Source organism: Pseudomonas sp. Pdm06, from assembly GCF_014851795.1.
GTDB lineage: Bacteria > Pseudomonadota > Gammaproteobacteria > Pseudomonadales > Pseudomonadaceae > Aquipseudomonas > Aquipseudomonas fluorescens_AA.
Window position 1 is genome coordinate 1 of the sequence record NZ_JACVAH010000012.1, and the last position, 24,505, is coordinate 24,505.

24 protein-coding genes and 1 tRNA gene are annotated in these 24,505 nt (G+C 61.1%); 8 read left to right on the forward strand and 17 right to left on the reverse strand.

The window, feature by feature from the left end; translation table 11 throughout:
• Nucleotides 1–434: 434 nt before the first annotated feature.
• The 9 genes from IB266_RS19160 to IB266_RS19200 all read right to left on the reverse strand — a co-directional run bounded on the left by IB266_RS19160 (nucleotide 435) and on the right by IB266_RS19200 (nucleotide 8,844).
• Complete coding sequence (locus IB266_RS19160) at nucleotides 435–1,643, reverse strand: MFS transporter (protein WP_192262109.1); 1,209 nt, start codon at nucleotides 1,641–1,643, stop codon at nucleotides 435–437.
• A gap of 281 nt (nucleotides 1,644–1,924) precedes the next feature.
• Nucleotides 1,925–3,025 (reverse strand): redox-regulated ATPase YchF, encoded by a 1,101-nt coding sequence (ychF, locus tag IB266_RS19165; protein WP_060740647.1) that lies wholly within the window; start codon nucleotides 3,023–3,025, stop codon nucleotides 1,925–1,927.
• A 22-nt stretch (nucleotides 3,026–3,047) separates the two neighbouring features.
• On the reverse strand, nucleotides 3,048–3,632 hold the full coding sequence (gene pth / locus IB266_RS19170) for an aminoacyl-tRNA hydrolase (RefSeq protein ID WP_003185374.1): 585 nt from the start codon (nucleotides 3,630–3,632) through the stop codon (nucleotides 3,048–3,050).
• A 166-nt stretch (nucleotides 3,633–3,798) separates the two neighbouring features.
• Nucleotides 3,799–4,401 (reverse strand): 50S ribosomal protein L25/general stress protein Ctc, encoded by a 603-nt coding sequence (locus tag IB266_RS19175; protein ID WP_060740648.1) that lies wholly within the window; start codon nucleotides 4,399–4,401, stop codon nucleotides 3,799–3,801.
• Between the two features lie 142 nt (nucleotides 4,402–4,543).
• Nucleotides 4,544–5,485: a ribose-phosphate pyrophosphokinase gene (locus tag IB266_RS19180; RefSeq protein WP_003171603.1), complete on the reverse strand. Its 942-nt coding sequence runs from the start codon at nucleotides 5,483–5,485 to the stop codon at nucleotides 4,544–4,546.
• A gap of 47 nt (nucleotides 5,486–5,532) precedes the next feature.
• Nucleotides 5,533–5,607, reverse strand: a tRNA-Gln gene (locus tag IB266_RS19185).
• 37 nt (nucleotides 5,608–5,644) lie between these two features.
• A complete protein-coding gene (ispE, locus tag IB266_RS19190; RefSeq protein WP_192262110.1) occupies nucleotides 5,645–6,496 on the reverse strand; it encodes a 4-(cytidine 5'-diphospho)-2-C-methyl-D-erythritol kinase in 852 nt (283 codons plus the stop codon).
• A 1-nt stretch (nucleotide 6,497) separates the two neighbouring features.
• Nucleotides 6,498–7,115, reverse strand: coding sequence for a lipoprotein insertase outer membrane protein LolB (gene lolB / locus IB266_RS19195; RefSeq protein WP_192262111.1), 618 nt, complete (start codon nucleotides 7,113–7,115; stop codon nucleotides 6,498–6,500).
• 4 nt (nucleotides 7,116–7,119) lie between these two features.
• The gene (locus IB266_RS19200; RefSeq protein WP_060740651.1) at nucleotides 7,120–8,844 is read right to left on the reverse strand and encodes a tetratricopeptide repeat protein; all 1,725 of its coding nucleotides are present in this window, start codon (nucleotides 8,842–8,844) and stop codon (nucleotides 7,120–7,122) included.
• Between the two features lie 172 nt (nucleotides 8,845–9,016).
• On the opposite strand from IB266_RS19200, the gene hemA reads away from it, so the two are divergent.
• The 6 genes from hemA to IB266_RS19230 all read left to right on the forward strand — a co-directional run bounded on the left by hemA (nucleotide 9,017) and on the right by IB266_RS19230 (nucleotide 14,395).
• Nucleotides 9,017–10,306, forward strand: coding sequence for a glutamyl-tRNA reductase (hemA, locus tag IB266_RS19205; RefSeq protein WP_092172160.1), 1,290 nt, complete (start codon nucleotides 9,017–9,019; stop codon nucleotides 10,304–10,306).
• Complete coding sequence (prfA, locus tag IB266_RS19210; RefSeq protein ID WP_060740653.1) at nucleotides 10,303–11,385, forward strand: peptide chain release factor 1; 1,083 nt, start codon at nucleotides 10,303–10,305, stop codon at nucleotides 11,383–11,385. The genes hemA and prfA overlap by 4 nt, the downstream gene beginning before the upstream one ends.
• 14 nt (nucleotides 11,386–11,399) lie before the next feature.
• Nucleotides 11,400–12,230: a peptide chain release factor N(5)-glutamine methyltransferase gene (gene prmC, locus IB266_RS19215; protein ID WP_192262112.1), complete on the forward strand. Its 831-nt coding sequence runs from the start codon at nucleotides 11,400–11,402 to the stop codon at nucleotides 12,228–12,230.
• Nucleotides 12,224–12,979 carry a molybdopterin-synthase adenylyltransferase MoeB gene (locus IB266_RS19220; RefSeq protein ID WP_060743134.1) on the forward strand — a complete coding sequence of 252 codons (756 nt, stop codon included), beginning with the start codon at nucleotides 12,224–12,226 and terminating at the stop codon, nucleotides 12,977–12,979. The genes prmC and IB266_RS19220 overlap by 7 nt, the downstream gene beginning before the upstream one ends.
• Nucleotides 12,972–13,763, forward strand: coding sequence for a glutamate racemase (murI, locus tag IB266_RS19225; RefSeq protein WP_192262113.1), 792 nt, complete (start codon nucleotides 12,972–12,974; stop codon nucleotides 13,761–13,763). The genes IB266_RS19220 and murI overlap by 8 nt, the downstream gene beginning before the upstream one ends.
• Before the next feature lie 113 nt (nucleotides 13,764–13,876).
• Entirely contained in the window at nucleotides 13,877–14,395 is a 519-nt protein-coding gene (locus tag IB266_RS19230) for an acyloxyacyl hydrolase (protein ID WP_060740656.1), read from the forward strand.
• 112 nt (nucleotides 14,396–14,507) lie between these two features.
• Here IB266_RS19230 and IB266_RS19235 read toward each other — a convergent pair whose 3' ends face one another.
• The 6 genes from IB266_RS19235 to IB266_RS19260 form a co-directional block, all read right to left on the reverse strand.
• Nucleotides 14,508–14,813 carry a YkgJ family cysteine cluster protein gene (locus tag IB266_RS19235; protein ID WP_060740657.1) on the reverse strand — a complete coding sequence of 102 codons (306 nt, stop codon included), beginning with the start codon at nucleotides 14,811–14,813 and terminating at the stop codon, nucleotides 14,508–14,510.
• Nucleotides 14,814–14,840: 27 nt separating this feature from the next.
• Nucleotides 14,841–15,614: an SDR family NAD(P)-dependent oxidoreductase gene (locus tag IB266_RS19240; RefSeq protein WP_192262114.1), complete on the reverse strand. Its 774-nt coding sequence runs from the start codon at nucleotides 15,612–15,614 to the stop codon at nucleotides 14,841–14,843.
• Nucleotides 15,615–15,734: 120 nt separating this feature from the next.
• The gene (gene phrB / locus IB266_RS19245) at nucleotides 15,735–17,186 is read right to left on the reverse strand and encodes a deoxyribodipyrimidine photo-lyase (protein ID WP_192262115.1); all 1,452 of its coding nucleotides are present in this window, start codon (nucleotides 17,184–17,186) and stop codon (nucleotides 15,735–15,737) included.
• A 12-nt stretch (nucleotides 17,187–17,198) separates the two neighbouring features.
• Nucleotides 17,199–18,146 carry a MerR family transcriptional regulator gene (locus tag IB266_RS19250; protein ID WP_192262116.1) on the reverse strand — a complete coding sequence of 316 codons (948 nt, stop codon included), beginning with the start codon at nucleotides 18,144–18,146 and terminating at the stop codon, nucleotides 17,199–17,201.
• Nucleotides 18,146–19,108 (reverse strand): YbgA family protein, encoded by a 963-nt coding sequence (locus IB266_RS19255; protein WP_192262117.1) that lies wholly within the window; start codon nucleotides 19,106–19,108, stop codon nucleotides 18,146–18,148. The genes IB266_RS19250 and IB266_RS19255 overlap by 1 nt, the downstream gene beginning before the upstream one ends.
• 177 nt (nucleotides 19,109–19,285) lie before the next feature.
• The gene (locus tag IB266_RS19260) at nucleotides 19,286–20,272 is read right to left on the reverse strand and encodes an NAD(P)/FAD-dependent oxidoreductase (RefSeq protein ID WP_060740661.1); all 987 of its coding nucleotides are present in this window, start codon (nucleotides 20,270–20,272) and stop codon (nucleotides 19,286–19,288) included.
• Between the two features lie 196 nt (nucleotides 20,273–20,468).
• On the opposite strand from IB266_RS19260, the gene IB266_RS19265 reads away from it, so the two are divergent.
• On the forward strand, nucleotides 20,469–21,368 hold the full coding sequence (locus IB266_RS19265) for a TIGR01777 family oxidoreductase (RefSeq protein WP_192262118.1): 900 nt from the start codon (nucleotides 20,469–20,471) through the stop codon (nucleotides 21,366–21,368).
• Between the two features lie 13 nt (nucleotides 21,369–21,381).
• Nucleotides 21,382–22,407: a ferrochelatase gene (hemH, locus tag IB266_RS19270; RefSeq protein ID WP_192262119.1), complete on the forward strand. Its 1,026-nt coding sequence runs from the start codon at nucleotides 21,382–21,384 to the stop codon at nucleotides 22,405–22,407.
• Nucleotides 22,408–22,531: 124 nt separating this feature from the next.
• Here hemH and IB266_RS19275 read toward each other — a convergent pair whose 3' ends face one another.
• Both IB266_RS19275 and upp read right to left on the reverse strand, forming a co-directional pair.
• On the reverse strand, nucleotides 22,532–23,806 hold the full coding sequence (locus tag IB266_RS19275; protein ID WP_192262120.1) for a uracil-xanthine permease family protein: 1,275 nt from the start codon (nucleotides 23,804–23,806) through the stop codon (nucleotides 22,532–22,534).
• 2 nt (nucleotides 23,807–23,808) lie between these two features.
• Nucleotides 23,809–24,447: a uracil phosphoribosyltransferase gene (gene upp, locus IB266_RS19280; protein ID WP_192262121.1), complete on the reverse strand. Its 639-nt coding sequence runs from the start codon at nucleotides 24,445–24,447 to the stop codon at nucleotides 23,809–23,811.
• Nucleotides 24,448–24,505 lie beyond the last annotated feature (58 nt).

Sequence of the window (24,505 nt, forward strand, 5' to 3'; positions counted from 1 at the left end):
TGTAGATCGTCAGCGACCCAATGCGTGCGAGCTTGCTCGCGAAGGCGAGGGTACATTCAACGCAGATGCAAGCTGATCCACTGCTATCGCGAGCAAGCTTTGCTCCCACAGGGATTTGCAGTGGCCGAAAATCTGTAGATCGTCAGCGACCCAATGCGTGCGAGCTTGCTCGCGAAGGCGAGGGTACATTCAACGCAGATGCAAGCTGATCCACTGCTATCGCGAGCAAGCTTTGCTCCCACAGGGATTTGCAGTGGCCGCAAATCTGTAGATCGTTCCCGATCCAGTGTGGGAGCGAGCTTGCTCGCGATGACGGTGGTTCAGTTACATAAATGCCGGAGTGAGGGCATGCCGAGCCCTAGCGAGGCACCGAGTGGCGGCCACACTGAATGGATTCTGGAAATCGAGGCATGCATCAAGTCCAGTCATGCACATCACTGGAAGGTGATTTCGTGACCAGTTGCAGACGAAGTGCGCAGTGTACGCAGCCCTAGAAGCACTATCAGCACCATGGCCAGGCCCGCGACAATCGCGACGCCGAACCCTGCCTGGGCGCCACAGGCGTCGATGACCAAGCCCGCCAATACGCCGCCGAGCGCTACGCCGATGCTGACGCCGGTCGACATCCACGTAAACCCTTCGGTGATCCTGGAAGGCGGAACAATCATCGTACCGAGATTCATGATGATGACCATCGTTGGCGCAAACGACATGCCTGCCAAAAATAGCATTCCGGAAAGGACATAGACGTTCGGTGAAAGAATGGGCAACACAGCAGTGACCGCCGTTACCAGCGCCCCGATAAAAAACTGCTGATCAATCGGCCTGGAAGCCCTTAAGGCACCGAACGTCAGGCCTGCGATCAGTGAGCCGAGGGCATAGGTTGCCAGGATGAAGCTGGCGGACGCCGGCCAGCCCTGTGCGTTGGCGAAGGCGACAACCGCCACGTCAACGGATCCTCCAATGACGCCCATCGCCAACAGTGCTAGCACGATGGTAGGAACGCCGGGGATAAGCAAGGTCGACCCAGTGCTCCTCGCCGTGCCCACGACCACCTTCGGTTCCGTCTGCCGCTGCATGAGAAACGCCGTCACGCCGACCATCAACAACAAGACCGCAGCAAGGGGCCCGGCTTGGGCGAAAAAACTGATGCTCAAACCAATGGCAAGTGGTGGGCCGATGACAAAGGCCAGTTCAGTTATAACGGTATCCAGGGAAAAGGCTGTGTGTAGCTGTGGCTTGCCCCGGAAAAGTTGTATCCAGCGTGCCCTTATCATGGCGGGCATGCTTGGCATCGTGCCCGCCAATGCCGCGAGAATGAACAGTAGTGTGACCGGAGCGCTCATATACACGGCAATGATCAGCGCGAGCAGCATACTGGTGCTGAAGGCCGCCAAAGGCGGCAGAACCTGGCGTTGCCCCCGCCGGTCGACGAGTTTCGATACTTGCGGACCGATAAGCGCAGTCGCCAGGGTATAAGTACCGGCGACCGCGCCTGCCAGCCAATAAAGTCCTGTCTGCTGCACCAGCATGGTGATGATGCCAATGCCGATCATTGCCTGTGGCAGACGGGCAATGGCGCTCGTAATCACTAGCCCGATGGCGCCCGGGGCGGAGAAAAGTTCGCGGTAGGGGTTTGCCATGATGCTTCCTTTATCATGTGACACTGATGAATAACCCGCTGCCTGTGACACAAACTGATGGGACGGCAAACCGGCGGCTGGTCATTTGAGCACGCCTGCGAATGGGCCGTTACACGTTATTTGGGCAGGCCAGTTATTCAAGCAAACGAAGCCCAGGGGGAGGCGGGCGACGGATTGATATCGGACGGTTCTGAATTGCAACGAGATGCTCCAACGCAAAAGCCCCGCATCGCGGGGCGATAACGGGGCTTTTTGGATGCTGCGTGGAGCGGCGTGGCGGGTTAGACGTTAAAACGGAAGTGCATCACGTCGCCATCCTTGACGATGTATTCCTTGCCTTCCAGACGCCACTTGCCGGCTTCCTTGGCGCCCGCTTCGCCCTTGTACTGGATGAAATCCGAGTAGGCGATGACTTCGGCACGGATGAAGCCTTTTTCGAAGTCGGTGTGGATCACACCGGCGGCTTGCGGTGCGGTGGCACCCACGCGGACGGTCCAGGCGCGCACTTCTTCGACACCGGCGGTGAAGTAGGTCTGCAGGTGGAGCATCTCGTAGCCGGCGCGGATCACGCGGTTCAGGCCAGGCTCTTCCAGGCCCAGGGCCTCGAGGAACATGTCTTTCTCTTCACCGTCGTCCAGCTCGGCGATTTCCGCTTCGATCTTGTTGCAGACCGGAACGACCATGGCGCCTTCTTCTTCGGCAATGGCCTTGACCACATCCAGGTGCGGGTTGTTCTCGAAACCGTCTTCAGCGACGTTGGCGATGTACATGACCGGTTTGGTGGTCAACAGGTGGAAGCCCTTGATCACCAGCTTCTCGTCGGTGCTCATGTTCTTCATCAGGCTGCGTGCAGGCTTGCCTTCGGTGAAGTGGGCGATCAATTGTTCCAGCAGGCCTTTCTGGACGACCGCGTCCTTGTCGCCGCCCTTGGCGTTGCGGGCAACTTTCTGCAGTTGTTTTTCGCAGCTGTCGAGGTCGGCGAAAATCAGTTCCAGGTCGATGATTTCGATGTCGCGTTTCGGGTCGACGCTGTTGGAGACGTGAATCACGTTCTCGTCTTCGAAGCAGCGCACCACGTGGGCGATGGCATCGGTTTCACGGATGTTGGCCAGGAACTTGTTGCCCAGGCCTTCGCCTTTCGACGCGCCAGCCACCAGGCCTGCGATGTCGACGAATTCCATGGTGGTCGGCAGGATGCGCTTGGGGTTGACGATAGCCGCCAAGGCTTCCAGGCGCGGATCGGGCATCGGCACGATGCCGCTGTTCGGCTCGATGGTGCAGAAGGGGAAGTTCTCGGCCGCGATACCGGATTTGGTCAGGGCGTTGAACAGGGTGGACTTGCCGACGTTAGGCAGGCCGACGATGCCGCAATTGAATCCCATGGTGTTTCCCCTCGGATAAGTGTCAGGCCTTCTGGCTGTGCAGGTTTTTCATCGCGCGGTTCCATTCACCGGCGAGAATATCCGGCAGCACGCCGAGGGCAAAGTCGATGCTGGCATCGAGTTTTTCCTGTTCGGCGCGAGGCGCACGACCCAGGACAAAGTTAGAAACCATACTGGCAACGCCCGGGTGGCCGATGCCAAGCCGCAGGCGGTGAAAGGTATTCTGATTACCCAGTTGCGCGATGATGTCGCGCAACCCGTTGTGACCGCCATGACCGCCGCCTTGCTTGAGCTTGGCAACGCCCGGAGGCAGGTCGAGTTCGTCGTGGGCCACCAGGATTTCTTCAGGCTTGATGCGAAAGAAACCGGCCAATGCCGCCACGGCCTGGCCGCTGCGGTTCATGTAGGTGGTGGGAATCAACAGGCGAACATCCTGACCCTGGTGCGAGAAGCGCCCGGTCAGGCCGAAATACTTGCGATCGGCCGCCAGGCTGACGCCTTGTGCGTGCGCGATGCGCTCAACAAAAAGGGCCCCTGCGTTATGCCGGGTCTGTTCGTATTCAGCGCCTGGATTTCCCAGGCCAACGATCAGTTTAATGGCAGTCACGATAGGGGCCCTTCCTGGAGTGTGGATAACGATGTCGCAATCAGGCGGTGTTGCGACAGTGGACGAAAATGGCGGATTTACCGTTAAGTAAACTTCGCGTTCTCGCCCGCTGTCTCGCTACGTTCCAGTCCGCGATGTTTCCGGTCACTCCGGCGACAGAGTGAAATTACTCTGCAGCGCCTTCTTCAGTGGCTTCTGGAGCAACACGTGGAGCGTGGACGTTGGCAACAGCCTTGTCATCGCCGTGTGCCAGAGCAACAAACTCAACGCCTTTAGGAGCTTTGAGGTCGGACAGGTGAATGATCGTGCCGACTTCGGCGTCAGCCAGGTCGACTTCGATGAATTCAGGCAGGTCTTTCGGCAGGCAGGAAACTTCCAGCTCGGAAGTCACGTGCGAGATCTCGCCGCCTTTCTTGACCGGAGCAGCTTCGTTGATGAAGTGCACTGGAACAACAGCAGTCAGCTTCTGACCGGCAACAACGCGGACGAAGTCAGCGTGCATCACGTGGCCTTTGGCCGGGTGACGCTGCAGGGCTTTGATCACGACGTTTTGCTTGGTGCCGCCAACGTTCAGCTCGATGATGTGGCTGTAGGCCGCTTCGTTTTCGAGCAGTTTGGCAACTTCTTTGGCCAGCATGCTGATGGACTCAGGGGCTTTGTCGCCACCGTAGACTACAGCTGGAACCAGGCTTGCGAGACGACGCAGGCGGCGGCTCGCACCTTTCCCCAGGTCGGAACGCACTTCAGCATTCAGAGTAAAATCGTTCATGTTGTATCTCCAAAATAGCCATGACCGAGTGACGTTTGCGACCAGCGTCAGGCACGGTATGGGCAAAAAAGCCCCGCCCCGACAGGTGATGTCGGGGCGGGGCGCTTTTCGTCAACGAGATGTCCTGGGAAGGGCAGGGCCCTTAGCGGAACATCGCGCTGATCGATTCTTCATTGCTGATGCGGCGAACCGCTTCGGCAACCACCGGTGCGATATCCAGTTGACGGATACGCGCACAGGCTTGTGCTGCAGCGGACAGCGGAATGGTATTGGTCACCACCAGCTCGTCCAGCACGGAATTTTCAATGTTCTCGATTGCCCGACCCGACAGCACAGGGTGTGTGCAGTAGGCAAAGACCTTGGCAGCGCCATGCTCTTTCAGGGCCTTGGCCGCGTGGCACAGGGTGCCGGCGGTATCGACCATGTCATCGACCAGGATACAGGTGCGCCCTTCGACGTCGCCGATGATATGCATCACTTCGGAGTGATTGGCTTTCTCACGGCGTTTGTCGATGATACCCAGATCCACGCCCAAGGATTTGGCAACAGCTCGTGCACGCACGACGCCGCCAATGTCCGGGGACACGATCATCAGGTTTTCGAAGCGCTGGTCTTCAATATCATCCACCAGTACGGGGGAGCCGTAGATGTTATCCACGGGAATATCGAAGAAACCCTGAATCTGGTCAGCATGCAGATCAACCGTGAGGACACGGTCGATGCCGACTACGGTGAGCATATCAGCCACGACTTTCGCGCTGATGGCCACACGTGCGGAACGCGGACGGCGATCCTGACGGGCATAACCAAAGTAAGGAATAACAGCAGTGATACGAGTAGCCGAGGAACGGCGGAAGGCATCAGCCATCACGACGAGTTCCATCAGGTTATCGTTGGTCGGAGCGCAAGTCGGCTGAATAATGAAGACGTCTTTACCGCGAACGTTTTCATTGATCTCGGCAGTGATTTCGCCGTCGGAAAATTTACCGACAGAAATGTCACCGAGAGGGATATGCAGCTGACGTACGACACGCCGAGCCAGATCGGGGTTGGCGTTCCCCGTAAAGACCATCATCTTGGACACGCGCAGTACCTGAAGGCTGAGGGTATACCTGGATGAGTATAGGAAAATGGCAGGGGCGGCTGGATTCGAACCAACGCATGGCAGGATCAAAACCTGCTGCCTTACCGCTTGGCGACGCCCCTGTATCTGTTGCTGCGAGTGCCCAGCACTCGATTCCTTTTAGAGCAGGTCTTGCAGCTTGCGATGCAACATCGAAACGTTGCTTCCTTTTGCTACAAACCCTGTAAGGGTCTCTGTAAGAAGGGCCGAGACTTTATCAGCTTCAGCTTTGCTTGGGAAGCCCCCAAACACACAACTTCCAGTTCCGGTGAGTTTTGCTTCGGTAAATTTACCTAACAAATTCAAAGCGTTACGAACATCTGGATAACGCCTTGCTACCACCGGTAAGCAGTCATTTCGACTGTTTCCCTTGGGAACGGGGCGCACTTTAATGGGAGGAGAGTTACGTGTCAACAGTGGATCTGAAAAAATTTCTGCTGTACTTACAGATACTTGCGGCACCAGCACCAAGTACCAGGGTTCCTCGGGTTCCACTGGGGTGAGTTTTTCCCCGACGCCCTCGGCGAAAGCGGCGTGGCCACGCACGAAAACCGGCACGTCGGCGCCCAGCGTCAGGCCCAGGGCCGCCAGGCGATCGATGTCCCAGCCAAGCTGCCACAAATGGTTGAGGCCCAACAAAGTCGTCGCCGCATTCGAGCTGCCGCCACCGATGCCGCCGCCCATGGGCAGGATTTTTTCGATCCAGATATCGATGCCCAGCGTACAACCGGATTGCGCCTGGAGTCGTTTCGCGGCCTTGACGATCAGGTTGCTGTCGTGGGGCACGCCTTCGAACTCGGTGTGCAGATGAATCACGCCGTCGTCGCGCACGGCGAAGGTGATGTCGTCGCCGTAGTCCAGGAACTGGAAGATCGTCTGCAACTCGTGGTAGCCGTCCGGACGACGGCCGAGGATGTGCAGCATCAGGTTGAGCTTGGCCGGGGAGGGCAGGGTCAGGCGTGCAGCGGTCATGTCATTGCCCCAGCTTGCGCGGCTGCCATTGCTTGATCACCAGCGTGACGTCGAGGTTGCTGCCGTGCAATTTGATGCGTTCGGGCAGCCAGTAGCCGTTCTGCTGGGCATAGCTGAGGTATTCGATCTGCCAGTCATCCTGTTCCAGGTTGGACAGGCGGCTGTCGGCATCGAGGGTCAGGCGACTTTTACTGTCCGGCGCTGGCAGCCCGCGGACCCACCAGGTCAGGTGGGAAACCGGCAGTTTCCAGCCCAGTTGCTCTTCCAGCAGCACTTCGGGGCTCGGGGCCTCGTAGCGTCCCTGATTGGCGACTTCCAGGGAAACCTGGCCCGGCCGGCCAGTCAGGCGGGCCGCGCCGCGACCCAGTGGGCCCGACAGGCGAATGTCGTAGTAGTCCTGGCGTTGCAGCCAGAACAGCGTGCCGCTGCCCGAGTCTTTCGGGGCGCGGATGCCGATCTTGCCGTCGATCTGCCAGCCGTCGAGGCCGCTCAGTTGTTGCTTGTGCTCGCGCCACTGGGCCTGGTTGCCCTGGCCCTGGACGGATTCACGGGCGCCGAAGCCCGCACAACCGGCGAGCAAGGCAATGAAGCTGAAAACGATGAGATGGCGCAAAAACATAATCTTAAAGGGTCTCGGATCCGGTCAGGCGTTTGATGGTGCTGCGCAGGATAGGGCTGTCCGGCTGATCCTTGAGGAATCGGCTCCAGATCTGCCGGGCTTCGCGTTGTTTGCCGTTGGCCCACAGGACCTCGCCCAGGTGAGCGGCGACTTCCTGGTCGGGAAAGCGCTCCAGGGCCTGGCGCAACAGGCGTTCGGCTTCGTCGAGATTGCCCAGGCGGAAATTCACCCAGCCAAGGCTGTCGAGTACCGCCGGGTCTTCCGGATTGATCTGGTGAGCCTGTTCGATCAGCAGCTTGGCTTCGTCATAACGGGTGGTGCGATCCGACAAGGTGTAGCCCAGGGCATTGAGGGCCATGGCGTTGTCCGGGTCACGCTGGATGATCAGGCGCAGGTCCTTTTCCATCTGGGCCAGGTCATTGCGTTTTTCCGCCAGCATGGCGCGGGTATACAACAGGTTCAGATCGTCCGGGTACTGCTTCAAGGCTTGCTGCAGTACGTTCCAGGCCTTGTCGCCCTGATTGTTGGCCGACAGGGTTTCGGCTTCGATCAGGTACAGCTGGATGCCGTAGTCCGGCTGGGAGTCGCGTTGTACCGCGAGGCGGCTCTGGGCATCGGCGGTCTTGCCATTGCTGATCAGGATATCGGCCTGGCGCAACTGCGCCGGCAGATAGTCGTTGCCCGGGCCGACCTGGGCGTACTCGATCAGTGCGCTCTCGGGGTCGTTGCGTTCCTCGGCGATGCGACCCAGGTTCAAATGGGCCGAGTCGACATGGCTTTCCCGGGCGATCAGGTCTTCCAGGTAACCCTTGGCCTCTTCCCAAGCCTTGGCCTCCAGGCAGACCAGTGCCAGGGAATAGCGCAGCTCGTCGTCTTCCGGGTATTGCTGGACCAGGCTGGAGAACTCCACCTTGGCGTCGTCCATGCGGTTGTTTTCCACCAGCATGCGGGCGTAGGTGAGGCGCAGGCGTTTGTCGTCCGGGTACTTCTTGATGCTTTTTTCCAGCAGCGGCAAGGCTTCGTCGCCGCGGTTCAAGCCTTGCAGCAGGCGGGCGCGCAGCAGGATCGGCGCCACTTCGCCGGCTTCCGGCGGGTTGTCTTCCAGCAGGGTGAGGGCGCCCTGGGTGTCGCCATCCTGTTGCAGCAGCAGGGCCTTGCCGAAAATCAGCTGGCCGTTATTCGGGTGGCGCTGCAACAGGCGATCGAAGCTTTTCATCAGGCCGTTGCGGGTTTCCTGGTCGGTGTCGGCGGCGGACAGCGCCAGGAAGTCGAAATGGGTGTCGCCCTTGCCCAGCAGGACTTTCTCCATATAGACCATGGAGTCGTCGTAACGCCCGGCCCGGGCCAGTTGCACGGCGGCGGCGCGCTGCGCTTCCAGGTCATCGGGGGCATTCCTGGCCCAGATGAGCGCGGTATCCAGCGCGGGCTGGTCGGCGCCGAGGTATTCGGCAATGCGAAACGCCCGTTCGGAGATGCCCGGGTCCTGGGTATTGATGGCCTGGGTCACGTAGTTGTCCAGCGCAATGTCGAAGCGATTGCGCTGGCCTGCCAGTTCGGCGCTCAACAGGCTGAAGATGGTTTCTTCGCTGAACGAGCCATAGACCTTGGGTTTTTCAGGGGCCTGCACGCTGTCTTCGACTGGCGGCGTACCGTCCGTCGAAACGGGGGCCATGGACTGGCAGCCGCTGAGCAAGGCAAGGGCGAGGAGCAACGCGGAAGATCTATTCATATAGGAAGAGGACGACTAACCTGCGGTCGGATCATCATGACACAAGCCTTGGGTCAAACATAACCGCCCCGTCGATTTACAACCCAGGGCAGGGCGATAGAGATCGAGTGGTTGTTCTGAATCTGACGAAGTAGGACAATTGCCGGCTTCACGTCACCATCAGCGACCTTGAATGGCCTTCCTTGCACTCGGTATTAACCACAAGACTGCTTCAGTAGACGTCCGCGAGCGCGTGGCCTTTACGCCTGAGCAGCTGGTTGAGGCCCTGCAGCAGCTCTGCCGACTCACCGACAGCCGCGAAGCTGCGATCCTCTCCACCTGCAATCGCAGTGAGCTTTATATAGAACAGGATCATGTTTCGGCCGATTCAGTGCTGCGCTGGCTGGCCGAATATCACAACCTGAGCCTTGAAGAGCTGCGCGCCAGTGCCTATGTGCACGAAGACGATGCGGCCGTTCGTCACATGATGCGCGTCGCCTCGGGGCTCGACTCGCTGGTGCTGGGCGAGCCGCAGATTCTCGGCCAGATGAAATCGGCCTACGCCGTGGCCCGTGAGGCTGGCACCGTCGGCCCGCTGCTGGGGCGCTTGTTTCAGGCCACCTTCAATGCCGCCAAGCAGGTGCGCACCGACACTGCCATCGGCGAGAACCCGGTGTCCGTGGCGTTTGCCGCCGTCAGCCTGGCGAAACAGATTTTCAGTGATTTGCAACGCAGCCAGGCGCTGCTGATCGGCGCCGGCGAGACCATCACCCTGGTCGCTCGCCATCTCCACGACCTGGGTGTGAAGCGCATTGTCGTCGCCAACCGGACCCTGGAGCGGGCCAGCACCCTGGCCGAACAGTTCGGTGCCCATGCGGTGCTGCTGTCGGACATTCCCGCCGAACTGGTGCACAGCGACATCGTCATCAGTTCCACCGCCAGCCAGTTGCCGATCCTCGGTAAGGGCGCCGTGGAAAGTGCCCTGAAGCTGCGCAAGCACAAGCCGATTTTCATGGTGGACATCGCCGTTCCCCGGGACATCGAGCCGGAAGTCGGCGAGCTGGACGACGTTTACCTCTATAGCGTCGACGACCTGCACGAGGTGGTGGCCGAAAACCTCAAGAGCCGGCAGGGCGCAGCCCAGGCGGCGGAAGAGATGATCGGCGTCGGTGCCGAGGACTTCATGGTGCGCCTGCGCGAGCTGGCGGCAGTGGATGTGCTCAAGGCGTATCGTCAACAGAGCGAACGCCTGCGCGACGAGGAGCTGCAAAAGGCCCAGCGCCTGCTGGCCAACGGCGGCAGTGCCGAAGAGGTGCTGGTGCAACTGGCCCGCGGCCTGACCAACAAGTTGCTCCACGCCCCCAGTGTCCAGCTCAAGAAGCTGACTGCCGAAGGCCGCCTCGATGCGCTGGCCATGGCCCAGGAACTCTTTGCCCTCGGTGAGGGCTCACCGGATAGCTTTTCGGATAAAAAACCGCAATGAAAGCGTCGCTGCTCAACAAACTGGACATCCTCCAGGACCGTTTCGAAGAATTGACCGCCTTGCTGGGCGATGGCGAAGTCATTGCCGACCAGAACAAATTCCGCACCTATTCCAAGGAATACGCGGAAGTCGAGCCGATTGTCGCCACCTATAAACAGCTGCTTAAAGTGCAGGGCGACCTCGAAGGCGCCCAGGCGCTGCTCAAGGACAGCGACCCGGACATGCGCGAAATGGCCGTGGAGGAAGTGCGCGAAGCCAAGGAACAGTTGCTCGAACTGGAAAGCAACCTGCAGCGCATGCTGCTGCCCAAGGACCCGAACGACGGGCGCAACGTGTTCCTCGAGATCCGTGCCGGCACCGGCGGCGACGAGGCGGCGATTTTTTCCGGCGACCTGTTCCGCATGTATTCGCGTTATGCCGAGCGTCGCGGTTGGCGCGTGGAGATCCTGTCGGAGAACGAAGGCGAGCACGGCGGCTATAAAGAAGTCATCGCCCGGGTCGAAGGCGACAATGTCTACGGCAAGCTGAAGTTCGAATCCGGCGCCCACCGCGTGCAGCGCGTGCCGGCCACCGAGTCCCAGGGGCGCATCCACACCTCGGCCTGCACCGTGGCGGTATTGCCCGAGCCGGACGAGCAGGAAGCCATCGAGATCAACCCGGCGGACCTGCGGGTCGACACGTACCGTTCCTCCGGCGCGGGCGGCCAGCACGTCAACAAGACCGACTCGGCGATCCGCATTACGCACTTGCCCTCGGGTATCGTGGTCGAGTGCCAGGAAGAGCGTTCCCAGCACAAGAACCGTGCGCGGGCCATGGCCTGGTTGTCGGCCAAGCTCAACGACCAGCAGACCAGCGCCGCTGCCAATGCCATCGCCAGCGAACGCAAATTGCTGGTGGGCTCGGGCGATCGTTCCGAACGGATCCGTACCTACAACTTCGCCCAGGGCCGGGTCACCGACCATCGCGTCAACCTGACCCTGTATTCCCTGGACGAGATCCTGGCCGGTGGTGTCGATGCGGTCATCGAGCCATTGCTGGCCGAATACCAGGCCGACCAGTTGGCGGCGATTGGCGAGTAAGCACAGGTGAATAAATGACCATCATCGCCAGTCTGTTACGCGCCGCCGAGCTGCCGGATTCGCCCACGCCACGGCTGGATGTCGAGTTGTTGCTGGCCGCTGCCCTGGGCAAGCCCCGCAGCTTCCTGCACACCTGGCCCGAGCGGATCGTGCCCAGCGAGGCGGCGTTGCTGTTCTCCGAATACCTGCGTCGCCGTCGCTCCGGCGAGCCGGTGGCCTACATCCTTGGGCAACAGGGTTTCTGGAAACTCGACCTGGAAGTGGCACCCCATACGCTGATCCCGCGTCCCGACACCGAGCTGCTGGTGGAAACCGCACTGGCCTTGCTGCCCGCGACACCGGCCCGGGTCCTGGACCTGGGCACCGGCAGCGGCGCGATTGCCCTGGCATTGGCCAGTGAGCGTGCGGCCTGGAACGTCACGGCGGTCGACCGGGTGCTGGAGGCCGTGGCCCTGGCCGAACGCAATCGCCAGCGCCTGGACCTGCGTAATGTCACGGTGCTGAGCAGCCATTGGTTCAGCGCTTTGGAAGGCGAGCGTTTCCAGTTGATCATCAGCAACCCGCCGTACATCGCGGCCAGCGATCCGCACCTGGCCGAGGGCGACGTGCGTTTCGAACCGGCCAGTGCCTTGGTGGCCGGGCCGGACGGGCTCGATGATCTGCGCCAGATCGTGGCCCAGGCGCCGGCGCACCTCGAACCGGGCGGCTGGCTGATGCTCGAGCATGGTTACGACCAGGCCGAGGCGGTGCGCGACTTGCTGAGCGCCCAAGGGTTTGTTGACGTCCACAGCCGCAAGGACCTGGGCGGTCACGAGCGCATCAGCCTGGGGTGCCTGCCGTGCTGAACGATCAGGAGCTGTTGCGCTACAGCCGGCAGATTCTGTTGCAGCACGTCGACATCGACGGCCAATTGCGTCTCAAGCAAAGCCGCGTGTTGATCATCGGCCTCGGTGGGCTCGGCGCTCCGGTGGCGTTGTACCTGGCCGCGGCTGGCGTGGGTGAGATGCACCTGGCGGATTTTGACAGCGTCGATCTGACCAACCTGCAACGCCAGGTCATTCACGACACCGACAGCGTCGGCCTGAGCAAGGTCGATTCGGCGATGCGGCGCCTGGGGGCGATCAACCCCGAGGTTCGGTTGGTGCCTCACCGGGCCGCCATGGACGAAGACAGCCTGGCCGCAGCAGTCGCGGCGGTGGATGTGGTGCTCGACTGCTCGGACAATTTCTCGACCCGCGAAGCGGTGAACGCAGCCTGTGTCGCGGCGGGTAAGCCGCTGGTCAGCGGCGCGGCGATTCGCCTGGAAGGGCAGTTGTCGGTGTTCGATCCGCGCCGCCCTGAAAGCCCTTGCTACCACTGCCTCTACGGCCATGGCAGCGAAGCCGAGCTGACCTGTAGCGAAGCCGGTGTGATCGGGCCGCTGGTGGGGTTGGTGGGCAGTCTGCAAGCCCTTGAAGCCTTGAAGCTGCTGGTCGGTTTCGGCGAGCCGCTGGTGGGACGACTATTGCTGATCGACGCCCTGGGCACGCGTTTCCGCGAATTGCGGGTCAAGCGCGACCCGGGGTGCAGTGTCTGTGGTGGCTCGCATGAATGACGCACCGGTGGGCGTGCTGGACTCGGGCGTCGGCGGGCTGTCGGTGCTGGGCGAGATCCGTCAGTTGCTGCCCAATGAGTCGCTGCTGTACGTGGCTGACTGTGGGCACATTCCCTACGGCGAGAAGAGCCCGGAATACATCCGACAGCGCAGCATGATCATTGCCGACTTTCTCTTCAGTCAGGGCGCCAAGGCGTTGGTGGTTGCCTGCAACACCGCTACGGTGGCCGCGGTCGCCGATCTGCGGCGCGATTTTCCCCGCTGGCCGATCGTCGGCATGGAACCGGCGGTCAAGCCGGCGGCCGCCGCAACCCGCAGCGGTATCGTCGGGGTGCTGGCGACCACCGGCACCTTGCAGAGCGCCAAATTCGCCGCCTTGCTCGACCGTTTCGCCACCGATGTGCGCGTCATCACCCAGCCGTGCCCGGGCCTGGTGGAGTTGATCGAAGCGGGGGACCTGCACAGCCAGGCCCTGCATCAACTGCTGCAACACTACGTCGAGCCGTTGCTTGCAGCCGGTTGCGATACGCTGATCCTGGGCTGCACCCACTACCCATTCCTCAAGCCTTTGCTCAAGGACATGATCCCAAGGCACATCAGCCTGATCGACACCGGCGCCGCCGTGGCCCGGCAACTTCAGCGCCTGTTGGCCGAACGTGGGTGGCTGGCAGAGGGGGCGCCCCATGAAACGCAATTCTGGACTAGTGCAGACCCGATACATTTGAGAAAAATCCTACCGCTGCTATGGCATTCGTCTGGCGTTGTGCGAAGCTTCGAACTGTAAGAAAAACGTGAAAATTGTGTGAAACGGGCTGAACTTCTGTTTTACCGCGGATTTCTATAGCTTTGTCTGTTTGTAACTAAACTAACTAAGTCTGTTCGCAAAGGATGTTTCTAATGAAGCGCTTATTCTGCTTTGCCGCGTTTGCGGCTGCATTGCTGGGGCACACTTACACCGCTCAGGCGGCGGGTGTGGAGTTTGGGGTTGGACAAACTAGCGACTCGACCATGACCTATCGCCTGGGCATGCAGTTCGACTGGGACAAAAGTTGGCTGCAAAGTGACGTCGGTCGTCTGACTGGCTACTGGAGCGGCGCCTATACCTATTGGGAAGGGGACGAGACGTCCAGCAACCATAGCCTGTCGTTCTCGCCCGTGTTTGTGTATGAATTTTCCGGCCAGAACGTGAAACCTTACATCGAGGCGGGTGTCGGCGTTGCACTGTTCGCCAATACCGAAGTGGAAAGCAACAAGTTGGGAACGGCCTTCCAATTCGAGGATCGCATCGGGTTCGGCCTGCGCTTCAATGGCGGACATGAAGTGGGCATTCGCGCCACTCACTACTCCAACGCTGGTATCAAGTCGACCAACGACGGTGTGGAAAGCTACGCGCTGCACTACACGATGCCGCTGTAACACCTGAACAATTGTGGGAGCGAGCTTGCTCGCGATAGCGATAGACCAGCCACCTTGAAGTTGTCTGACCTACCGCTATCGCGAGCAAGCTCGCTCCCACAGGTTTTTTCGCCTACCGATACGCCGTCGCAATGCCCTGGCGCTCTTCCAGGCATTCCGGCGCGCCCATCTCGAACTCGCGGCAGATCAGCGGGCGCTTTTCGTAGATGGTGCACATCATGCTGTCGCGATCCAGGGCCGCGCACCAGCCATCGTCGAGCCGCAGCATCACTTCCCCACCCCAATCGTCCGTATCGATAAAACGCTCCGGGACCCCGGTGTCGGTGATCAGCATCACTTCCAACTGGCAGCAGCACGCCGCGCATGTCGAGCAGGTGACGGCCGGTGCCGGGATTTCATGGAGGGGGATGGTTTTCATGGCGCGCAGTGTAAGGCAATCGGCGGCTCAGGGGCGTCCCTTGATCGGATAGCCGTTTTTTGCCAGGCATGAGTCGATGTCGGCCGGAAGGGTTTCGGTGGATGAAGGCAAGGGCCACAGGGCGGTCATGGACGCGATGGGAAGCGCGACTTCCAGGGGGCGTTCGACCAAGTGCTTCAGCACATGCCGCGCCGCCTCTTCTGGCGACCAGTGGGTCGGGAATGGGAAACAATCGTCGGGGCCCAGTGATGGGTCGTCGTAGCCAGGGTGCACCCATGTCACATCCACGCCTGCAGATGTCAGCTCTGCCCGAGTCGATTCGAACAGATGGCGCATCCCGCTTCCACCTGCTTCGATTTTCGAGGGCGGCAGATACGTCGCCGGGCTGGCAATACCCACCAGATGAGGTTTGCTTCCGGCGCGCAACAAGGGCATGGCCACTTCGATGCAGAAACTGGCGGCCAGCAGGTTACTGCGCACGATATGCTCGATCAATGTGTGGTCAGTATGCTGTTCGTCAACGTACTCAGTCGTTCCAGCATTGAGAATCACCTGATCCAGGGCACCCCATTGCCGGGTGATTTGTTCACCGATCTCGCGCACGGTCTGGCTGTCGGTCAAATTGCCGGGCACGGTCAGCACTTGTCCTGGATAACGTACCGAAAGGGTTTCGCCCGAGCGGGGCGAGTGTGAGCTGACGGCCAGGTATGCACCTGTCTCGAGTATCGCTTCAGCCAACGAAGCGCCGATTCCGTTGCCGGCCCCGGTGAGCCAATAGCGCCGGGGCAATCTTGAACCCATTCCGTACTCCTTTCGATTGCCTGACGCTGATACACGACTTTCAGTAGAGTTCGCACGATTAGTACGACTATATGTTATCGGGTAAATATTGCATCCCGCGGCCCGGCAATTTCATGTTCGCTAATCGCCCACCCCTTCAGCGGCTGCGTCCTGTCGCGTCGGCAGGTTTCTGAATGCTGCCAGCGCACGCGCCCTGGACTCGCGCAAATCGACGATCGGTGCCGGATAATCCACTGCGCCAAACAAGCCGCCCTGGGTATTTGGGCTATGGACCTGTTGCCTGTCCAGGTCGTTCAGTTCAGGTAACCAGTACTTGATGAACAGGCCCTCGCGGTCAAATTTTTCCGACTGGCTCAAAGGGTTGAAGATGCGGAACCAAGGTGCCGAGTCGGTGCCGGTGGAGGCGCTCCATTGCCAGCCGCCATTATTGGCAGCCAGGTCGCCGTCGATCAGGTGCTGCATGAAAAAACGCTCGCCTTCACGCCAATCGATCAGCAGGTTCTTGGTCAGGAACATGGCGACCACCATCCGCAAGCGGTTGTGCATCCAGCCGGTTTCCAGCAATTGGCGCATGGCCGCATCGATAATCGGCAGGCCGGTACGTGCCTGTTTCCAGGCCTCCAGTTCGCCGGGGGCCTTGCGCCACGCCAGCGCCTCGGTTTCCGGGCGAAACGCGCGGTGGCGCGACACACGTGGGTAACCCACGAGAATGTGCTTGTAGAACTCGCGCCAGAGCAATTCATTAATCCAGGTCACGGCGCCGGCACTTCCACTCTCGAACTCACCCTGGTTGGCTTGCAGAGCGGCATGCAGGCATTGACGTGGCGACACCACCCCGGCTACCAGGTAGGCCGAGAGCTGGCTGGTGCCGGGCCGGGCCGGGAAGTCCCGTTCGTGCTGGTAATCGTCGAGGTGCTGGTCGACAAAACTGTCCAGGCGCCGTCGGGCTTCGGTTTCACCGGCGGGCCAGAGGGCGCGCAGTGTTTCGCTGGGCGGGGCGAATCCATCGACCTGCGTCGGCACCGGATCGCGGGCAATGCCGGTGCGGGCCTGCTGGCGCGGTGTGGCGACCAGGCTCGGCAGCGAAAAATGCAGACGGCTGTAGCAGACCTTGCGGAACTGACTGAACACCTGGAAATAATTGCCGGTCTTGGTCAGTACACTGCCGGGCCTGAACAGCAGTTGATCGAGGTGCTGGTGAAACTCGATTCCCTGATCATTCAACGCACGGGCGACTTCGGTGTCACGCTGCGTTTCATTCAGGCCGTACTCTTCGTTGACATGCACGGCGCCAATGTTCAGTTCGCGACATAGCTTGAGCAGCACGTGTGGCGCCTGGTGCCAATGCGTTGCCTCGCGAATCAGGAGCGGGATGTTCAGTTCATCCAGGGCCACGCTCAATGCGCCGAGGTTGCGCAGCCAGAAATCGATCTTGCACGCTGCGTCGTCGTGGGCACGCCATTGTTCGGGGCTGGTCAGGTACACCGCCACGCAGGGCCCTTGGGCTGCGGCCGCCGCGAGGGCGGTGTTGTCGTGCAGGCGCAAGTCGCTGCGCAGCCAGATCAGTTGCATGCTGTTTTCCATCTAAAGGAGTTCTCTGCGGCTCAGTTCGCGGTGAGCCGATAACGGGTCTTCGGCCCAGGACAGGTCGAGCATCGAGACGCCTGTGGATAACCGGGCGTGGTGGATCGACGCGGCCGGGCCGGCAATGATGATCGGACAATCGATGCCACCCAGCAGCCTGGGCAGTTGGGACAGGTTGATGGCGTGACTGGAATACAACAGCACGCCGCGAGCCTTGAGACGTTCGACCGCCAAGGCCAGTTCGCCCGCCGGTAGCGGGCTGTCGAGCACCTCCACCGGGCAATCGGCGCTGCTGGCCAGCCAGGCGGTGAGCCACAGGTGCGGTTCCTGGGGCAAGTCCGAATGATTGACGAGCAACAGTGGTGCACCGCGCAACTGACGGTTGTTGTGGTAGATCCGGCTGCCAAACTTGCTGCGCAGCCACGAGTACAGGAAGACCCGTTCCAGCTGCGCGCCGAACTGGCCTTGCCAGCGCACGTGCAGCTCGGCCAGCAACGGCAAGAGCAATTGCTCGCACACGGTCCAGGGCGGATACAGCGCCATCGCCTGGTTGACCAGATCATCGATCTGACGCTCGGCCAGTTGTGTCACCGCCAGTACCAAGGCGTTGCGCTGACGCTGCCAATCGTTCTCCGGTGGCGGCGTGGGGACTGTCGGCAGCGGCGGTGTATCCAGCAACGGCTTGATCTTGCTCACCGCGACGCCACGATCGATCCAAGTGAGGATGTTGCGGATCCGTTGCACATGGTCGGCATTGAACAGGCGATGACCCTTGGGCGTGCGGTGCGGCACGATCAGGCCGTACCGGCGCTCCCAGGCCCGCAACGTGACGGCGTTGACACCGGTCTGTCGGGCGACTTCACGTATGGGCAGCCAGCCTTGCGCCAAGGCCTTGGCAAAGTCGGCCCCCAGGTCTTCGCGGGCACTGGAATCGGGCTCATTGTTCATCAAATGGCGTTTCGCAAACTGAGGTTTTCCGGGTGCGGTTGCAGGTAGACCTGCTGCGCCAGGTAAGGGTCGGGGTGCTGGCGCAGGTGATGCTTGAGCAATGTCAGCGGCACCACCAAGGGCACGATGCCGAGGCGGTACTGCCCGATGAGGTGCTGTACCTCCTGTTTGTCGTCGGCGTCGATGGCGCGCTTGAGGTAACCGCTCAGGTGTTGCAGCACATTGGTGTGGGTGCGGCGGGTGGCGCATTTCTTCAAGGCGGCCATCAATGCACTGAAATAGCGTGGACCCAGTTCATTGGGATCGGTCTTGCCCATGTCGCCCAGCAATTTGCCCAAGGCCTTGTACTGTTCGGGGTTGTGAGCCATGAGCAGGTATTTGTAGCGCGAGTGGAATTCGATCAGGTCGCGCCGGGTCAGGCCCTGGCGGCGCAAGGGTTGCCAGGCGGCATAGGCAAACACCCGGGTCAGGAAGTTCTCCCGCAGTACCGGGTCGTTGAGGCGACCGTCTTCCTCCACCGGCAGATCGGGATGGCGTTCGCAAAAGGCCTGGGCATAGATACCGCGTCCGCCGCCTTCCTGGGGGACACCGTTGTGGTCATAGACCTTGACCCGCTCCAGTCCGCAGGACGGCGATTTCTGCATGAAGATGTAGCCGCAGAGGTCATCCAGTTCCCCGGCCATCTGCTGCCCATAGTCGGCCAATGGCCGGGTCACGTTGAGGTCGCTATTCACCGTACCGAGCGCCTCGGGGTGTTCAGGATTGCCCACCAGGCGAATCGGCTGCCGGGGAATGCCCAGGCCGATGGCGACTTCGGGGCACACCGGCACGAAATCGAAGTAATCGATGAGGGTGTGGCTGCACAACGACGATTGCTTATGCCCGCCGTTGAAGCGAACTTCAGCACCCATCAGGCAGGCGCTGATGGCGATTCTGGGTTTGGCGATGGCTGCGCTGAGCATGGGCGACCTCTGATGGCTTAATCTTGTACAAATTTATATTTATGTACAATATTTTCATCATAGGTCCGAATGTACACAAGTCAACCGGATTCATAGAGGGGCTGGGCGACGTCAGTGGGTGCCGCGGGCAGGCTGCTGTCTCTTTCGACAGCAGCGAAGAGCGATGGGTGACGCGATCTACTGCAGGCTTGCGTGCAGGCGGCGTGCAGCCTCCTGGCCGCTGAGCCATGCGCCTTCGACCCGGCCGGACAGGCACCAGTCACCGCACACGTACAGCCCCAGGTCGGCATCGGCCAGGGCGCCCCATTCATGGCTGCCGGCGGGGCGGGCATAGAGCCAGCGATGGGCCACGCTGAAGCTCGGTGCGGGCATCGCGCTGTGCAGCAGTTCGGCGAACGCACCGTGCAGGTGTTCGATCACCGCTTCCTTGGACAGGTCGATGTGCTGCCGGCTCCAGTCGCTGGTGGCGTGCAGTACCCAGGTGTCGAGCTTGCTGTCGCGTCCCGGTTTGCTGCGGTTGCGCGCCAGCCAGTCCAGGGGGCTGTCCTGTACGAAGCAGCCTTCCATGGGCGTATCCAGCGGTGCTTCGAAGGCCAGGGCCACAGCCCAGGTCGGGTCCATCTTCACGCCGGCGGCCACGGCGGCCAGTTTCGGTACGGCCGCCAGCAATGCGGTGGCCTGGGGCGCGGGTGTGGCGATTACCACGTGGCCGAAGGGGCCGTGGGTGAAACCTTCCGCGTCCTGCAGATGCCAATGCTCCTGGCCGCGGTACACCTCGGTGATCCGGCAGGAAAACTGTACCTGCAGTTTGTCGAGCAAGGCGCGGGTGATGGCGCTCATGCGCGGAGTGCCGACCCAGCGAGTCTGTTCGTCCGGCGATGGGCTCAGTTGCCCATTCTGGAAGTTGTAGAGCTGCGGGTTCCATTCCGCGGCCCAGCCGTTGGCTTGCCAGCGCTGGACCTCTGTGACAAAGCGGCGATCGCGGGCAGTGAAGTACTGCGCGCCCATGTCCAGTGCGCCGGCGTCGCTGCGCTTGCTCGACATGCGTCCGCCACTGCCGTGGCTTTTATCGAAGAGTTGAACGATATGCCCGGCCTCCGTCAGGGCCTGGGCGGCTGAAAGTCCGGCGATGCCGGTGCCGATGATCGCGATAGGTACAGTCATGAGGGCCTCGTTTACCTTTCTGTACAGACTACGCCGTCGTTTAAACCTGTACAATTCGGGTTTTTGGTATAAGTTTTACCGTTCGCGTTTGGACAGGTTGTCCTATTGTTAAACACAGACCCTGTCCGATACGAAAAATCCCTGCTTATAAAAATAGACTAATGGGCCGGGTAAAACGCGATTCGAGGAACATCTCATGCACATATTGCTGACCGGCGGTACTGGTTTGATCGGACGTCAGCTCTGCCGCCTCTGGTTGCAGCAGGGGCATCGCCTGACGGTATGGAGTCGTCGACCCGAAGAGGTGGCGAAAATCTGCGGGACACCGGTGCGGGGCGTGGCCAAGCTCGACGAAATCCACGAGCCGGTGGACGCGGTGGTCAACCTCGCCGGCGCCCCCATCGCCGACCGTCCCTGGAGCCATAAACGCAAGATGTTGTTGTGGAGCAGTCGTATCACGTTGACGGAAGTTTTGCTGGCGTGGCTGGAGCGTTGCGAGCAGAAGCCGCAGGTGCTGATTTCCGGTTCCGCGGTGGGCTGGTACGGCGACGGTGGCGAGCGTGAATTGACCGAGGAATCGGGACCGGTGAGCGAAGATTTCGCCAGCCAGTTGTGCATCGCCTGGGAAGAAACCGCGCAACGGGCCGAGGCCTTGGGCCTGCGGGTGGTGTTGGTGCGTACCGGTCTGGTCCTGTCCGCCGAGGGCGGCTTTTTGTCGCGGCTGCTGTTGCCATTCAAGCTGGCGCTGGGCGGGCGTATCGGCAATGGTCGGCAGTGGATGCCGTGGGTTCACATCGACGATCAAATCGCCCTGATTGATTTTCTTCTGCACCGCACCGATGCCAGCGGTCCTTATAATGCGTGCGCGCCGAACCCGGTGCGCAACCGCGATTTTGCCAAGGCCCTGGGGCGTGTATTGCATCGGCCGGCCGTGGTGCCGATGCCGGAGCTTGCGCTGAAGGTCACGCTGGGGGAATTGTCCTTGCTGTTGCTCGGCGGCCAGCGCGCCACGCCGGCTCGATTGCAGGCGGCGGGTTTCACATTCCGATTCACTGATTTGCCTGCGGCCCTGGAAGACTTGTCCAGCCGCCTTTGAAATAGGACGTTGCATGACCGATCACGCGTTGCTTCTGGTGAATCTGGGTTCGCCTGCCTCCACCTCGGTGGCCGATGTGCGCCGCTACCTCAATCAATTCCTGATGGACCCGTATGTCATCGACCTGCCATGGCCGGTGCGGCGTTTGCTGGTGTCGCTGATCCTGATTCGGCGTCCCGAGCAGTCGGCCCACGCCTACGCCTCGATCTGGTGGGAAGAGGGGTCGCCGTTGGTGGTGCTCAGTCGCCGGCTGCAACAGGCCATGATCGCGCAGTGGACCCAGGGCCCGGTGGAGCTGGCGATGCGTTATGGCGAGCCGTCCATTGAGTCGGCGCTGGTACGGCTGGCGAGTCAGGGTCACAAGAAGATCACGTTGGCGCCGTTGTATCCGCAGTTCGCCGACAGCACCGTGACCACGGTGATCGAGGAGGCCAAGCGGGTCGTGCGGGAAAAGAAACTCAATGTGCAGTTTTCGATCCTCCAGCCGTTCTACGATCAGCCCGAATACCTCGACGCCCTGGTGACCAGCGCCAAGCCGTACCTGATGCAGGAACACGATCATCTGTTGTTGAGTTTCCACGGCTTGCCGGAGCGGCACCTGACCAAGCTCGACCCGACGGGATTTCATTGCTTCAAGGACGCCGACTGCTGCAAGAACGCGCCGCCGGAGGTCATGGCGACCTGTTACCGCGCGCAATGCATCCGCACTGCCGAACTGTTTGCCCAACGCATGGGGCTGGCGGATGGCAAGTGGTCGGTGTCGTTCCAGTCGCGCTTGGGGCGTGCCAAGTGGATCGAACCCTACACCGAGGCGCGCCTGGAGGAACTGGCCAAAAGCGGTGTGAAGAAAGTGCTGGTGATGTGCCCGGCGTTCGTGGCCGACTGCATTGAAACCCTGGAGGAAATCGGCGATCGCGGCCGTGAACAGTTCCGCGCGGCAGGGGGGGAGGAGTTGGTGCTGGTGCCTTGCCTCAATGATGAGCCGCAGTGGGCGCAGGCGTTGAGTACTCTCTGCGAACGGGCTCCGATCGCGTTGTAAGCCTCGAAAAGCATCGCGGGCAAGCCTTGCTCCCACAGATTTTGTCTTGACCACTCAAGCATGGTCCACTCAAAACCTGTGGGAGCAAGGCTTGCCCGCGATGACAATCGTGCAGGCGGTGAATCTACAGTAGCGGCTCATCCGCCTTCTTCTGCTTCCAGCCGTCATTGCCCGGCAGCAGCAAGTTCAGCGCGATCGCCACCACCGCGCACAACGCGATGCCTTTGAGGCCGAAGTCGTCCGGGCCGGTGCCGGTGCCCACCAGCACGCCGCCGATGCCGAACACCAGCGTCACCGAAACGATCACCAGGTTGCGCGCCTCGCCCAGGTCGATCTTGTGGCGGATCAGCGTGTTCATGCCCACCGCCGCAATCGAACCGAACAACAGGCACAGGATCCCGCCCATCACCGGCACCGGGATGCTTTGCAGCAGCGCGCCGAACTTGCCGATGAACGCCAGGCTGATGGCAAAGATCGCCGCCCAGGTCATGATCTTCGGGTTGTAGTTCTTGGTCAGCATCACCGCGCCGGTCACTTCGGCGTAGGTGGTGTTGGGCGGGCCACCGAACAGGCCGGCGGCGGTGGTGGCAATGCCGTCACCGAGCAGGGTGCGGTGCAGGCCGGGTTTCTTCAGGTAGTCGCGACCGGTCACGCTGCCCACGGCAATCACGCCGCCGATGTGCTCGATGGCCGGTGCCAGGGCGACCGGCACGATGAACAGGATCGCCTGCCAATTGAACTCCGGCGCGGTGAAGGCTGGCAGTGCGAACCAGGGAGCGGCGGCGATTTTCGCAGTGTCCACGACCCCGAAGAAAAACGCCATGGCAAAGCCCACCAGCACGCCGGAAATGATCGGCACCAGGCGGAAAATACCCTTGCCGAACACTGCCACGATCAGGGTGGTGAGCAGCGCCGGCATCGAGATCATCATCGCGGTCTGATATTGAATCAGCTCGGTACCGTCACCGGCCTTGCCCATTGCCATGTTGGCGGCAATCGGCGCCATGGCCAGGCCGATGGAAATGATCACCGGACCGATGACCACTGGCGGCAGCAGGCGGTCGATAAACCCGGTGCCCTTGATCTTCACCGCCAGGCCCAGGAAGGTGTAGACGAAACCCGCCGCCATCACCCCACCCATGGTCGCGGCCAGGCCGAACTGGCCCTTGGCGAGGATGATCGGGGTGATGAAGGCAAAGCTCGAGGCCAGGAACACCGGTACCTGGCGCCCCGTGACGACTTGGAACAGGATCGTTCCCAGACCGGCGGTGAACAGCGCCACGTTAGGGTCCAGCCCGGTGATCAGCGGCATCAATACCAGCGCGCCGAAGGCGACGAACAGCATCTGCGCGCCGGACAGGACCTGGCGCCAGAGCGGATCGTTGAACTCATCCTGCATGCTCAAGCGTCCTTCTGCTTGGTGCCGAAGATCTTGTCGCCGGCATCGCCCAGGCCCGGGATGATGTAGCCCTGCTCGTTGAGTTTCTGGTCGATGGACGCGGTGTAGATGGTCACGTCCGGGTGGGCGTCCTGCACGGCCTTGATGCCTTCGGGAGCGGCGACCAGCACCATGGCGCGGATCTCCCGGCAACCAGCCTTTTTCAACAGGTCGATGGTGGCGACCATGGAGCTGCCGGTGGCGAGCATCGGGTCGATGATCATGGCCAGGCGCTCGTCGATTTCCGGCACCAGTTTTTCCAGGTAGGTGTGCGCTTGCAGGGTCTGCTCGTTGCGAGCCACGCCCACGGCGCTGACCTTCGCCCCCGGGATCAGGCTCAGTACGCCTTCGAGCATGCCGATGCCGGCGCGCAGGATCGGCACCACGGTGATCTTCTTGCCGGCGATTTTCTCCACCTGGACCGTACCGGCCCAGCCGTCGATTTCGTAGGACTCCAGCGGCAGGTCCTTGGTGGCTTCATAGGTGAGCAGGGCACCGACTTCCTGGGCCAGTTCACGGAAGTTCTTCGTGCTGATATCGGCGCGGCGCATCAGGCCGAGTTTGTGTCTGATCAGCGGATGGCGGATCTCGAGGATGGGCATGGGGAAGGGCTCCGGCGGCGGGCAAAAAAACCGGCCTAGATTAATCTATCCGAGGGTG